The sequence below is a fragment of the Massilia putida genome, assembly GCF_001941825.1.
Taxonomy (GTDB): Bacteria; Pseudomonadota; Gammaproteobacteria; order Burkholderiales; family Burkholderiaceae_D; genus Telluria; species Telluria putida.
Genome location: NZ_CP019038.1, coordinates 304,621 through 317,534, shown reverse-complemented (window position 1 = coordinate 317,534; position 12,914 = coordinate 304,621). Strand labels below are relative to the sequence as shown.

Here is a 12,914-nt window from a genome sequence, read left to right as displayed (position 1 = left end):
GATCTTGGGGGACGGCCCTGAAACGAGCTTAGCCAGCGGAGCAGGCTGACAATCAGGCGAAAATTGGTCCAGCCACCGGAATCATGTTGACATTCATGCCAAACGCGGCGGCCACATCGGCCGCCGTTTGCCCGTCACGCGCCGCTTTGATCACCTGTTGGCGCATACCCTGGCGCGTGTGATGGTCCAGTGTGCGCCCGTCTGAGGTTCGTTTGGATTTCAACCAACGTCACATATCGACTTGCTTTGCTTCCTTGAAGGCCTGCAACCCTTGCATTGCCGGACGCTCCAACAGCTGTTTCATCAGTGCCTTTGCCACTGGCGAAGGGGCCCGATTACGCGGCGTGGCGATCTGAATCACACGATTGGCCCACGATTCGGTCAGTTCTATCATCGTAATATCATCAAGCACCTCACGCCCCACCAGACACTCGGGTTGAACGGTTACCCCCAAGCCCGCCTGCACGAGACTGATGGCCACACCGGAAGTCCGCACGCTGTATTTCGGTTTATAGTCCTTGCCGAGCTTTTTGGCGGCGTTTGCCAACACGACATTAAGAGAGCCAATGGCAATCAGGTTTTCCGGTAACAGATCATCAAAAGAAACAGTGGCTCGTTGGCTCAGGCGGTGCCGGTTTGGGACCAGCGCAACGATCCGGTCATTGCGATAGGCGACAGTGTCGACTCCACTCAGGTCGATGTCCCGTGCCACGGCAAATACTCCGATATCCGCCTCGCCCTGCGCCACCGCCGGGACAATGTCGGCGTTTTCCAACTCACGCACGACCAGGTCCACCAATGGGTAGTCGTCTGCGAAGCTTCCCAGCTCGCGCGCCAGGAATGGCGAGATGATTGAACGGGCCGATGCAATGGTCAATTCCCCCCGCATGCCCTCCGAGAACTCTGCGAACTCGGAACGCAAATCATCGAGGTTTCCAAGGATCGCGCGCACATAGCGCGCCAGTACTTCACCGGCCGGTGTCGGCGCCACGCCTTTAGGCGTGCGAGCCAGCAAGGGCATGCCGGCAATTTCCTCGAGATCCTGAATTCGCTTCGTCGCCGTGGAAGCGGCAATATTCTCGCGGATCGCCGCGCGACCGATCTGCTGTTCTTCCACTGCAGACAGGTAAAGCCTGAGTGTAAAGAGGTCTACCTGCCGAATAAGGTGTACGCGATTGAAAGTCATGATACGTTGTCCTTGAAGGTCATGAGGTACTGTCCTGTGGAAAGCCTTCCTTGACGCAAACCTTGAAAACCTTGCATTTGAAGCGCTTTCCACCCAGCACTATACGCTCAAGAAAACCGCTGTCGCCCCACCACGTTATCCATTGTATTCATCACCGTTTCCAATGGAACGCGCACCCACACAATGTTGCCAAGTTACGCATTGGCGACAATACCCGCGTCGTGCAATGCGCCGATTTGCGCATCACTCATGGACAGCACTTCGGCCAGCACTTCGTCAGTGTGTTCCCCCAGCCTCGGTGCACGCCGCACGGCGCAGCGCTGCGAGCCGTTCAGCGACGCAGCCGCACCTGGCGCAGGATATTCGTGCCCGCTGGGATGGTCGAGCATCTGGAACAACGGATTTTGCAAGGAAAGCCGCGGGTCCTCCCGCAAACTGCGGCTCAACGACTGGTAAGCGCCCCAACATACGCCATTCGGTTCAAATACGGATTTCAACGCCGGCAGCGTCAGCACCTCAATTGCGCGCTCAAAGACAGGAAACAGCACGGTACGAAACTTGAAGCGCACGCCTTCATCGCGTGCAAACGATACATTGTAGGTGGCTTCAATCTGTGCGATTTGCGCGTGCAGTTGCAGCGCCTCCAGTAGCCCGGACCACTGTTTGGCGGTGATCGCCACGACCATCACGCGCTCGCCGTCCGCGGTTACAAAATCGCGGCCAAACGCACCGAACAGCGCATTCCCCATGCGGGGGCGGTCGCCGCCGGTCAGGACCTCGGCAATCTGCCCCATGTGACCTAACGACGCCATCGCCATGTTGGACAAGGGCACGGTGACTTCCTGACCAATGCCGGTCATGCGCCGATGCCGCTCGGCGGCCAGAGTTGCGAACGCGGCATAAGCGCCGGTCAGCAGATCCCAGGCAGGAAGCACGTGGTTCACCGGTTGATCCGGCGTTTCCGTTGGCCCCGTCATATAAGGCAAGCCGATGGCCGCATTGACTGTGTAATCCAGGGCCGACGAACCGTCAGCCCAGCCGGCAACGCGCACGGTGATCAGGTCCGGACGCAACTTGCTCAAAGCATGGTGCGCTAGGAATCCATTCTTTGGAAAATTCGTGACGAACAAGCCGCGTTCCGGCCCGGAAGCAGTGATAATTTCCGTAGCGAGCTCCCGGCCTTGCGGCTTGGTGAGATCAATTGCTACGGAGCGCTTTCCCTTGTTCAGGCCTTCCCAATAAAAACTGTCTCCTTCTGGAGAGAGCGGCCAGCGCTTGAAGTCGGGGCCGCCACCAATCGGGTCAATACGGATCACTTCGGCGCCGAACTGATGTAGATGAAGGGCACACGAGGGGCCAGCAATAAAAGACGCGCATTCGACGATGCGCAGGTAATTAAGTAAGTTGTACACGTAGCTTGGTCTTTCCATGGCGCCGACACCAAGCCATGCGCTTGAGCGCCTGACTTGATGACACGAGTAAGTGTGTATTCCTGTTGCCGGTCGCGCGCATCAATGGCCGTTAGCGGACTTTCAGGTGGAGAGCAATTCGGCATATATTAGGAACGCGTCAGCGCTGCATCAACTGAAAAGCCTTGAATCAACACTTCGGATTTCGTGAAATGAAATGGCCGTCTTGTCCCGCAAGACAGAAAGCCTGCCTCGAAAAAATCGACTTCGTTTCGATTCGCCTATTGCCTAAGTCGCCTGCGACATTATCGGCATGTCTTGACGGAGCGATTCCTGCTCAAGTTGGGCTGCAAATCTAGACACTTCAATGGGTGGTTCCCCGCCCAGTGCTTGGTGCGGACGCTGGTTGTTGTAAAACCTAATCCAACCGCCAACATTCCGGCTGGCGTGTTCGAAGGTCTCAACGCGGTGGCGATGCACGCATTGCTCCTGCAGCGTTCGGGTCACGCGCTGCACCATGCCATTCTGCACAGGGCACTGTGCTGTGTGTGATGACCTTCTGCGATGGCGGTGCACGCACAGCGAAGCGCAACGCCTCCACCAGGTCGTCCTGGACCAGGCCTTCCACCGCGTGCCGCGTGAGCTTGCTGGCGCGCTGCGGCCAGGCCAGCTAAGCCGGCCTCGAAGGTGGCGCCCGCGCCGACCGTGTCCACGACCGTGACGGGAACAGCCGGCACTTCCACCCCCAGCTGCGACCGCGTGACCGCGCCCATGCCCCGCTCGCGCCACGTCACGACGACCAGCGCCACGCCCGCTTCCAGCGACTCGTCGATGAACATGTCGACGCGCATGCCCGGATACAGCGCCTGGATGTCTTCCCCGCTGACCTTGAGCCCGTCGCTGTGGCGCTGCACCCAGCGCAGGGCATCGCGCCATTTCTCGACGTCGGGCTCGATCGTCAGCCGCACGTTCGGGTCGTAGACGATCAGGCTGCGGCCGCGCTGCCGTTCGACGAGCGCGCGCGATACAGCGGGTCGGCTCGATCGTTCATCACATCGCCGACGCGCTCTTGCGTGAAGCCGGCGGCGTCATGAAGCAGCGTCGGGGGAGTGAGCCGCGCCTGCAGCATGTAGGGCATTAACATCGGCGTCGGAAAAGCCCCAATTTCGTAAGGCTTCGCGGGTGTGCTGACCAGGCCGCGCCGCCGGACTTTGAATAGCCGCAGGAGTCCGGCTGAAACGTGGCGCCGGTGCCGGTTGTACAACGCCTTCGATTTCCACGAAAGTATCGCGTTCCTTCAAATGCGGATGTTGTGGGGCCTCGCTCATCGAAAGAACCGGCGTGATGCAAGATTCCGTATTTGCCGCCGCCGCGACCCATTCATCGCGCGTTCGGGTACGAAATACAGCGGCGAATTGCTCACGCATGGCAACCCAGCCACTTTGGTCATGCTGTTCCGTCAATGGAGCAGCCTGCAACCCCATGACTTCCAGCGCGGCACGGTAGAAACGCCGTTCATTGGCGGCAATGCTGATGTATTTGCCGTCTTTGGTTGGATAGACGTTGTACCATGGCGCGCCGGAATCGAGGCGATTCGTGCCACGCGCATCGTTCCAGTACCCGGCGGCGCGAAAACCGTAGAACAGCGTCATCAGTGAAGCCGAGCCATCGACCATGGCGGCATCCACGACCTGACCCAGACCGCTACCACGTGCTTCCAGGATCGCGCTGACGACCCCGAGCGCGAGGTAGAGCGAGCCGCCGCCAAAGTCACCGGCGAGGTTCAGAGGAATGGCTGGCGCCTCACCTGCGCGGCCTACCGAATTGAGAACACCGGAAAGTGAGATGTAGTTGATGTCGTGTCCCGGCATTTGCGCCAACGGCCCGGTCTGGCCCCAGCCAGTCATGCGGCCATACACCAGACGCGGATTGACTGCCATGCACTCCAACGGGCCCAGCCCGAGACGCTCTGTTACGCCGGGCCGGAATCCTTCGATCAATGCGTCAGCCTGCCCGACCAGACGCAACACGGCAGCAACGGCCTCAGGCTTTTTCAGGTCCATCATCGCGCTTTGGCGACTGCGATTGAGCAGCTCAAAGCGTGGATCGATCGGAGCGCCGCCATCGTGCCCAGGCGGGCGATCGATGCGAATGATTTCCGCTCCCATATCCGCCAACAGCATGCAACAAAACGGTCCCGGGCCAATACCGCCCAATTCAACAATCTTAACGCCGGCCAAGGGGCCCCGCTTCTTGTCGTGCATGTCTTCCCCCTAATTGAATGTTATTCCGGCCGATGGAACGACGGCCAGTGTATCCGTACCAATTCTCGCGACGCGCCATAGGCGTAGCAACTATCGATCTTTCGCGGCTTGCCGCTCGCATCCACCTCGGCTACGCGCAGTGTGCTCACGGAATATACGGTTTGAAAAGCGGCGCTCGCCAGGGGAACCATCACTTCTTTCAGATGGGTGCAGGTATCGCCCGGCGGGAGGCGCTTGCGCAGTTCGCTGCTCCAGCCCGGGCCAATACGTAGACCGACCAAGGCCTGGAGTGACTCCCCGCCGCGCACGCACTGCGCATACGGATATGCGCGAATGCTGGTGTGGATCGCGCGAATGATCATCGCGTCATCAAAAACCACGCGTAAGGCAAGGTCATGGATAGCTGCGCCGGCCGCGACCGACCGCCCACCGCTGGGGGGGTGAAGTCATGCGTCTTGCGGTCCGCCAGTTGGCTCTCAATTTCAAACAGGCCATCACTGCGTCGAAAGCCACGGAACTCGATTTGGCGGACGTGAAGTTCTTCGCGTGTCACTCCGCCGTCGAACGTCTTACTGTCATTCTCCGGCGTGGATTCGCCCGCGATTTCTTTTTCGCTCATGGAATACCTCTACTTGTGTAATTCAGCTCGCGGACAATCAAGCCGGCCATCGATTCGCCTGCGCCCAATTTTACCGGACCCTTGAATACGTCTAGCTGCAAATTTCCGAAGTCGGGATTCGCGAACACCGAATCGGATAGGGAACGACTGAACTTCGCCTTCTTCGAACTCGGATTTCGAAATTTCCGACTTGGATTGTGCATCGGCTTTCCATAATCTACCAACCTGTGATATCCAACACGCGCCGACTGACAGGCGCACTCACCGCAACCTGGAGTAATCTAATATGGCAAATTTCCTGAATGAATCGCAGCAGATGTGGCTCGATAGCGTGAACCGGTACATGGATAACGAAATTACCGTCGAGTACATCCGTAAATGCGACATGAATCGCGACTATCCTTACGAAGCTTATGAAAAGATAGCCAAGCAAGGCTGGTTGGGACTGCTGTTCAGTGAAGAAGAAGGCGGCGCCGGCGGCAATATTTTTGACTACACACTGATGGCCGAAGGCTTGGGAAAGTTTGGCTTCGACTTTGCTGCTGCCATCCTTGTCCCCACTTTTACTGCGATGAATATCGCCAAGTTTGGCACGCGAGCACAAAAGGAAAAGTACATTAAGCCCTTCATCGAAGGCAAGATCCGGTTCACCTTCATAGCCGACCACGGCGCGGAAATGAACAAGGTGTGTACCGACCACCGAAAGCTGGAACAGACCGAGCGGACCTACCGCACGTTGGGCGCCCAGTCCGGTGACAGGAACGTTTTCCTGTTTTGAATTCGAGTCAAAGCGGCCTTCCGCGATTATCCGAATACGTGCGGGCTGATTTGTTCCGCATAACCAGAAAAGATCATTACGTACATCATCCCGATTATCGACCGCCAACGTCGCTCGCTGGTCCAAGCGGCACTTACGACAATCAAAGAGGGGGCGCGACCCGGGGCAAAAGATCGTGACACCCACCAGAAGCTGCATGGCTTACCAGTTATCGTTGGCACCGAGCTTTAAAGTCGCTGATCGCAGTCCGAATGTTGGTGGACTCGTGGTCTATATAAACGACGACGCGCTCGTCAAGGCGCCGTGATCCACTCATTCTTAAAGGGAGACATCCATGAAACTAATCAAACACCCCCTCGTTTTTTTAGCAGCGATGCTTCTGTCGCTTGGAACCGAGGCCCAGGCGCAGGACATTCCTGTCTCGTCCATTCAACACGCAACCGGCGTTGGGGCATTCTCCGGCGTCGCTTATCAAAACGCGATCCGCTTGGCAGTGGATGAATTCAACGCCAAGGGCGGCGTCCAAGGCCAAAAAATCAAGCTGATGGAGCGCGACGATGCGAGCGACAAGGGCCAGACGATCAACCTTGCCAACCAGGCTGTCGACCGCGATCGCGCGGTACTGGTGCTTGGCCCCTCCTCCACCGCCAATGCCGTTGCGAGCGCGCCGATCTTTAACGATCGGAAGACACCCAACTTGAGCTTTGCCACTTCGGATGCGGTACTCAACGCTGGCCCCTGGTCCCTCAAGATGCAGCAGTCACCTTCGGTCATCAATCCGCTGATCGCCAAGTACGTACTGGAAAAGACGCGCATCAAACGGGTAGCCATCGTCTTCGACCGCACCAACGAGGCTCTGATCGAGTCCAAGACCTTTTTCCGCGACCCGTTCAAGGCCGGCGGCGGCGTCATCACCTCCGAGGAGGCTGTCGTCAGCAGCGACTCCAACTTCCTGCCGCTGGCCACCAAGCTCAAGGCGCAGCAAGTGGATGCCGTCTATCTGGGCACCTATACCGATCAGGCCGCCAACATCATCCAGCAGCTGCGCCAGGCAGGCGTTCCCGAATCGGTGCGCTTCATCGGCACCATCACGCTGGCATCGCCTAAGTTCATTTCCCTGGCCGGCAAGGCGGCTGAAGGCACGATTACTGTCGGCGACTATATGCCGGGAATCAACCGCCCACTGAACAAATCGTTCGAGGCAGCCTACAAGGCCCGCTATGGCGTCGAGCCTGACTCGTGGGCCGCGACTGGCTACACTTTGGCGCAAGTCGCCCTCGCCACCTTGCGCGAAGCGGGTCCAAACCCGACACGCGAAAAGGTTCGTGACGCCTACTTCAAGCTGCGCGACGTGCCCATCCTCGGCGGCTCGGGCCTGTGGAACCAGACCAACCGCAAGCCCTACTACGGCGCGATCGTACAGATCGTCAAGGACGGCAAGTTGGTAGCAGCGCCCTGAGGACCGGGCCGTTTTCATAAGCTACCCCCAAGTACCGTATGCACATGACAGACCGCCCGGGGTCGAAGCGGTCGGTCGTGACGGTTCATCCACGGCGCGACTTCACGCGAAAGCGTCCAGCTGGTGCACCAGGGTGAGGTCCGTCGGTTCGGACACAAATTTACGTACACGATCTACGCGTGATTTTGTTCCAAACTTAGCCGCCTACGGAGGTAAGCGACGAGGAACAGTTTTTCGCATACAGACGAGCGCAGTAAGCTCTCGAGCGCCGCGCAGGCTTGATGTCACTCCATGCGCCGAAACGACACGCACTCCAATTGCCCGGGTGCGCGGTGCCGGTTATGCCTGACCTTGAGGCCGGCGGCATCCATGAACTTTGCCACGCAGTTTTCCCTGCAGGTCCGGTCGGCATTGCGCAGATCGCGATCTACCCGCCATGGGCCTACGTTCCATCGCTCGCCTGGCGGCTGAGACGAGCGTGGCCCAGAAGTACTGGGGTGAGGCGCCTTGCCCGAACGTCACGGCGGTCGGCGTCACATGGCTCTACGGATGCGACTTCGAGATCAAGGTGATCACCTGCCTCCCGCACCGATCGTGCTGCCACTGCAAGCGGAAATAAAAAAAATGGCCGGCGCGCGCATGGCGGCGCCGGCCATTTCGTGACCCGTCACGGAATGCCGCCAGCGCTTGCGCAGGGCCGCGGCGTCACCCGGGCACTTACTTGAAGTAGACGCTGGCCTGGGTCTTGTTGTTCGACTCGTCCGACTCGGACACCGTGTTGCCCGGGTCCGCGATCGCCGTGATCACGTGGGTGCCGCGGGTGCGCGTCGTCGGCCAGACGATGCTGACCTCGGTGCTGGCGCCAGGCTCCAGGTTCACCGGCGCACTGCTGCCGACGATCGAGGTGTCTTCCATGAACTGCACGACGGTGCCGTTGGCCGCGCTCGTGCCTTTGTTGGCCACGGTCGCGCTCAGGATCGCCTTCGAGTTCAGCTGGCTCGACCGAACGCTCGTCACGACGAGGTCGGGCTGGTCGAAGCGTGCGAACATCCGCTTGCCGTCCGCTTGGCGGGCGATCGTGGCCAGTTCCGAGTGATAGCCGTTCGCCGGATCGTCGTTGGGCGACGGGTTGGTGGCGCAAGCCTGCGTGCAGCCGTCCGCATAGCCGACCAGCACCCTGCCCTGGGCGTCCACGGTGGCGTCCATGAAGTCGAGCAGGTTACGGCAGGGGTTCGAGCCGCCGCCCAGCCAAATGCAGCCCGCCTGCACCGGATCGGATGGCGTGGCGTCCGTGGTGATCCAGCTCTTGCCGCCATCGTAGGTATGGGCGACATACAGGTGCCAAAGACCGCTGAAGCCGGCGTCCTGGTAATTGCCCGCGGTCGTGGTGCCCAAGTAGGCGAACGCGGCGCGGTCGCCGTCGCCCGCCACCACGGCCGGGAAGGCGACGTTCTGCACGCCGAATGGGGCGCTGATGTCCTGGTCGTCCGTCCACGTGGCACCGCGGTCGCGCGACACCGCGACGCGCGGATGGCCGTCGCCGTTCTGGTAGCCGAAATAAACGGTGCCGTCACTGCCGATGCCGACCGATGGGTCGCTTTCGCCCGCCGTGCTGTTCGGGATCGTGCGCAGGGTCCAGATCATGCCGTTGTCGGTCGACACGGCGACGCCCTGGCGCCCGCCGCAGCTCTTGTTCGGCAGGTAGACCGTGCCGTCCGGCGCCACCTTGACGTGGCCGTGCAGGCCGCCGCATTGCTCGATCGTGTAGACGGGCATCGACGGACCATAGGTCAGGCCGCCGTTGTCGCTGCGCGCGCAGGTCGCCAGCGCGATGCTTTGCGAGCAGTAATAGACCGCGTGCGGGAAGGTGGCCAGCACCGGCGCCATGCCGCTCACGTAGGGGCCGCCGCCGATGCTCTGGTGGTCGACGCCCTGTCCCACGCCGCCACCCTGGGTCGGGGTCCATGTTTCGGCGTCGTCGTCGGTATAGCAGGACAGGCTGTTGACCAGCGGGTTGGCCAGCAGCTGGGATTCGATGGTGCGTCCCAGCTTGGAGTCCGTCCACAGGATCGGGTCGAGTCCGGTGACCGCCGTGCACGCGGGCGGTGCGGCGCTCTTGGCTTCCCAGACGGCGCTGGCCGGACTGACGCTATCGTTGAACGTGACGCGCAAGGTCTGGGTGTTCGACTGGAACATCACCTTGCCGCTCTTCCAGTTCGCGCCGATGGAAGGTTCGCCCGCCGTCGTTCCGAGGCCGCTGCCGGCCGGCGGCTGGTAGCTCGTATAGCTGGGAGGCGTGCCGCTGCCCGGCGTGGCCGGCACGGGCTTCGGCGTGAGTTCGATGGCGGCGGCGATGCTGTCGCCCAGAGGGGCGTACGGGACCACGCGCACGGTGTAGGTGCCGGCGATCGCGGGCAGCACGGCCACCTCGGGATCGCTCGACGACGCGGCCGAGCCGACGACGTTGCCGCCCTCGTCCAGCACATAGAGATCGAAGTCGGCGGTGCTGTTGGCCCATTGCACGCGCACGGTCAGGTTATGGTCCGCCGCGTACGCGGCCGGGACGTCCACCGTCAGCTTGAAGTCGTCGCAAGGCAGGACGGCGTTGCAAGTGACGGGGCCGGCCAGACCGCTGGTATTCGGCACCAGGAAAGGACCGGCCGCGTACGTCGTCGACGTGTTACGGTCGGTGACCGTGCCCGCCGCCGGCGTCGCCGCGCCGGCGAGGCCGGGCAGCCCGGAGTACAGCACCGCCAGGGTCAGCGGCAAAACAGACCACTTCGTTCTCATCACGTTTTCTCCTGTGGCGCGCAGGCAGGCCAGGCAGACCCGTTCCGCCCGGTTCACCCTCCCGCGTACTGATGAGCACGATATCAAATCCCATCGATATGGATTGCACGATAGAAACGGCGCTTGATTCGGGTCCGCCGAAGGAAGAAGGCCATGGCCAGCGTGCGCGCCAAGGTCGGGCACCGTCCCACGTGCATCCTTCCCCACCGAAGTAACAGATTCGCTTGAATGACTGCCATCCGACAGTTTTGCTTACACATTCCGGAAGTAAAACCGTTGGATGCAGCGCACCTAGACGTTGCATCTCCGATGAGGTCCCATGTACGCGTCTAACAACATGACTTCCGAGAGCGCATGCTCTGCCTAGAAGCGGCTGGTCAGCATGAGGTCGACGCTACGCGGATTGCCGGGTGCATGAAGCGACTGCGTTCCGTCGTGCCACACGTATTCGTAGTATCGGTTCGCCAGGTTGCGCACCTGAAGCTCGACATCCAGATGTTTCCCGACACTGTACGTGGCCGAGACGTTCACGATCGAATGCGCGCCGAACTTCCCGGTCGTGTTGGTCCGGTCCAGAAAATAGCTGCTCTGGCCGTTGATCGATCCGGACAGCCGCAGCACGTCGCTGGCCGTGTAATCGGCGCCGACGTTGTACAACAAATGGGGCGTATGATCGATCTCGTTCCCCTGCGTGGCAAGCGACGCGGCGTCGGCCTTGACGATGAGCGCGCGTTGGACGGCGGCGCCCATCCAGACGCCCAGACGCGACGTCGGCTGCATGTTCACTTGCAGGTCCACGCCGCGGCGCCGCGTTTCTCCGATATTCTCCGCGTCGTTGCCCGGATCGTTCATCTTTCGCCGGGCTTCGTTCGACGCATACTGCTGCCACACCGCCACGCGCCCTTCGATGCCGTGCACCGGCCGGAATTTGACGCCAGTCTCCCAGCCGTCGTTGATCGAGGGCGCGAGGTCGCTGCTCTGGTTGACTTTATAGGTCGCGGTGCCGATACCGACCTGGAACGTGCGGCCGAAGTTGCCATAAACCGAGTATGCGTCGTCGAGCCGATATACGGCGGACAGTTTCGGTTGCCGGATCAATCCGTAATGATTGATGCCGTAGACACGACCGTTCAGCAAGTTGGTGTAGCTGCCGGACAGCTTGTCGACGCGTAAAGCCGGCGTAATGGTCAGGTCGGCAAACGGCTTGTAGATCGCCTGGACGAAGCCGCCTGCGGTGTTCAGGTCGAATTGCTGGTCCCGGGTTTGCGATTGCCGCGCCCGGTTCAACGTGAAGTAGCGCTGGCTCGCGTTGTCCTGGCGTTCCGTGTCCAATCCGCCTACCACTCTCAACTGGCCGATCGGCGTTGCCGCCGGACGCCACGTCAATGTCGTGGACGCGCCGGTGTGGTTTTCCACGATCGTCCGTTCCTGCTGGCGCACCGCGGCGGAAAACGTCACGTAGCGGTGGTCGTTCAGTTCATTGCGATAGATCTGCGCGGTCCAGAACACTTGGCTGCCGAGATCAGTCTCGGCCTGCAAGGCGGCCTGGTTCATCCGGCGGGTGCCGCCGTCGGTGGCATTGTGCGGCATCGACTGTTCCCGGTTCGCGCGGGCTTGCGCATACGTCAGAAAGCCCGGTTCGTCGGCGCGGACCTCATGATGCCGGACGATCAAGCCGTATCGGCTCGTACCATTGTCGGGCGAATAAAACCATTTCCCGGAGAAGCTGGACTTCTCCGCATCCGAGTGGGCGCGGTAGCCCCCGGTCTGTTGATAGCCGACGGCATAGTTCTGGGAAAAGCCGTTCCGGTCGATACCCAGCGCCGCCTGTGCATCGCGCGTGTCGAAGCTGCCGTAGCCGAAGCGGGCCGCCCCGTAATTGCCGCCGACCTTGGTCATGACGTTCGCGTTGCCGGCGATGTTGTGCAGGCCGTAGCGCGGATCGTTCGTGCCGCGTACGAGCTCGACGGCGCGTATGTCCAGCAGCGGCACCAGGTCGAGGTACGGCATCATCCCGTCATTGCTGTTGCTGGGCACCCCGTCGATCAACAGCTTGACGGCATTGATCTCGCCTTCGCCGGTGAAGCCGCGGATCGAAATCTTGCCGGACGTCGTGCCCTGACCATATTGCGTCAGCATGACGCCAGGGAGCTGGCCGAACAGCTGCCAGTTGTGGTTCACGGCCTGAGTCGCGATCCTGCTCTCATCCAGGACATCGACCGACGTCAGCACGTTGCGCGTGCCGAGCGGCCCCGTCGTCCGCCCCACCACCTTCACCACGCCCACCGTCATCGCGGGCGTCGCGGTGCTTTCGGCCATGTCCTGCGCGTCGACCGACAGGCCAAAACACATGCCTACGGCGAGGACAACCGTCTTCTTACGGAAAACCATCATTGAATGTTAGTAGAA

Annotated in this window: 10 protein-coding genes and 1 pseudogene; 2 read left to right on the top strand and 9 right to left on the bottom strand. The window is 60.8% G+C overall.

Annotation, left to right across the window (positions count from 1 at the left end; all coding sequences use genetic code 11):
* Window positions 1-52: 52 nt before the first annotated feature.
* The 7 genes and pseudogenes from BVG12_RS33830 to BVG12_RS03815 all read right to left on the bottom strand — a co-directional run bounded on the left by BVG12_RS33830 (window position 53) and on the right by BVG12_RS03815 (window position 5,478).
* The gene (locus BVG12_RS33830) at window positions 53-223 is read right to left on the bottom strand and encodes a hypothetical protein (RefSeq protein WP_156895528.1); all 171 of its coding nucleotides are present in this window, start codon (window positions 221-223) and stop codon (window positions 53-55) included.
* Window positions 224-229: 6 nt separating this feature from the next.
* Window positions 230-1,186, bottom strand: a complete 957-nt coding sequence (locus tag BVG12_RS03840; protein ID WP_075791255.1) for a LysR family transcriptional regulator — start codon at window positions 1,184-1,186, stop codon at window positions 230-232.
* A gap of 194 nt (window positions 1,187-1,380) precedes the next feature.
* A complete protein-coding gene (locus BVG12_RS03835; protein ID WP_229503795.1) occupies window positions 1,381-2,616 on the bottom strand; it encodes a CoA transferase in 1,236 nt (411 codons plus the stop codon).
* A gap of 267 nt (window positions 2,617-2,883) precedes the next feature.
* Window positions 2,884-3,114, bottom strand: coding sequence for an integrase core domain-containing protein (locus tag BVG12_RS34785; protein WP_075791253.1), 231 nt, complete (start codon window positions 3,112-3,114; stop codon window positions 2,884-2,886).
* Window positions 3,099-3,563 (bottom strand): PfkB family carbohydrate kinase, encoded by a 465-nt coding sequence (locus tag BVG12_RS03825; protein ID WP_075791252.1) that lies wholly within the window; start codon window positions 3,561-3,563, stop codon window positions 3,099-3,101. The genes BVG12_RS34785 and BVG12_RS03825 overlap by 16 nt, the downstream gene beginning before the upstream one ends.
* 120 nt (window positions 3,564-3,683) lie before the next feature.
* Window positions 3,684-4,859 carry a CaiB/BaiF CoA transferase family protein gene (locus BVG12_RS03820; RefSeq protein ID WP_075791251.1) on the bottom strand — a complete coding sequence of 392 codons (1,176 nt, stop codon included), beginning with the start codon at window positions 4,857-4,859 and terminating at the stop codon, window positions 3,684-3,686.
* Between the two features lie 20 nt (window positions 4,860-4,879).
* Window positions 4,880-5,478 (bottom strand): annotated as a pseudogene (locus BVG12_RS03815) (DUF2889 domain-containing protein).
* 286 nt (window positions 5,479-5,764) lie between these two features.
* On the opposite strand from BVG12_RS03815, the gene BVG12_RS03810 reads away from it, so the two are divergent.
* Both BVG12_RS03810 and BVG12_RS03805 read left to right on the top strand, forming a co-directional pair.
* Window positions 5,765-6,256 (top strand): acyl-CoA dehydrogenase family protein, encoded by a 492-nt coding sequence (locus BVG12_RS03810; protein WP_229503794.1) that lies wholly within the window; start codon window positions 5,765-5,767, stop codon window positions 6,254-6,256.
* 334 nt (window positions 6,257-6,590) lie between these two features.
* Window positions 6,591-7,715, top strand: a complete 1,125-nt coding sequence (locus tag BVG12_RS03805) for an ABC transporter substrate-binding protein (protein WP_075791250.1) — start codon at window positions 6,591-6,593, stop codon at window positions 7,713-7,715.
* A gap of 717 nt (window positions 7,716-8,432) precedes the next feature.
* Here the strand turns inward: BVG12_RS03805 and BVG12_RS03795 are convergent.
* Together BVG12_RS03795 and BVG12_RS03790 are read right to left on the bottom strand one after the other, a co-directional pair.
* A complete protein-coding gene (locus BVG12_RS03795) occupies window positions 8,433-10,505 on the bottom strand; it encodes a CARDB domain-containing protein (protein ID WP_083684510.1) in 2,073 nt (690 codons plus the stop codon).
* A gap of 363 nt (window positions 10,506-10,868) precedes the next feature.
* Window positions 10,869-12,824: a TonB-dependent receptor gene (locus BVG12_RS03790; protein ID WP_229503793.1), complete on the bottom strand. Its 1,956-nt coding sequence runs from the start codon at window positions 12,822-12,824 to the stop codon at window positions 10,869-10,871.
* Window positions 12,825-12,914: the final 90 nt, after the last annotated feature.

Bases quoted from the DNA above. Each gene is read 5' to 3' on its own strand.
- BVG12_RS03810 (WP_229503794.1), top strand. From the start codon at position 5,765: ATGGCAAATTTCCTGAATGAATCGCAGCAGATGTGGCTCGATAGCGTG.
- BVG12_RS03820 (WP_075791251.1), bottom strand. From the start codon at position 4,859: ATGCACGACAAGAAGCGGGGCCCCTTGGCCGGCGTTAAGATTGTTGAA.
- BVG12_RS03835 (WP_229503795.1), bottom strand. From the start codon at position 2,616: ATGGAAAGACCAAGCTACGTGTACAACTTACTTAATTACCTGCGCATC.
- BVG12_RS03790 (WP_229503793.1), bottom strand. From the start codon at position 12,824: ATGGCCGAAAGCACCGCGACGCCCGCGATGACGGTGGGCGTGGTGAAG.
- BVG12_RS03795 (WP_083684510.1), bottom strand. From the start codon at position 10,505: ATGAGAACGAAGTGGTCTGTTTTGCCGCTGACCCTGGCGGTGCTGTAC.
- BVG12_RS03805 (WP_075791250.1), top strand. From the start codon at position 6,591: ATGAAACTAATCAAACACCCCCTCGTTTTTTTAGCAGCGATGCTTCTG.
- BVG12_RS03840 (WP_075791255.1), bottom strand. From the start codon at position 1,186: ATGACTTTCAATCGCGTACACCTTATTCGGCAGGTAGACCTCTTTACA.
- BVG12_RS34785 (WP_075791253.1), bottom strand. From the start codon at position 3,114: ATGGTGCAGCGCGTGACCCGAACGCTGCAGGAGCAATGCGTGCATCGC.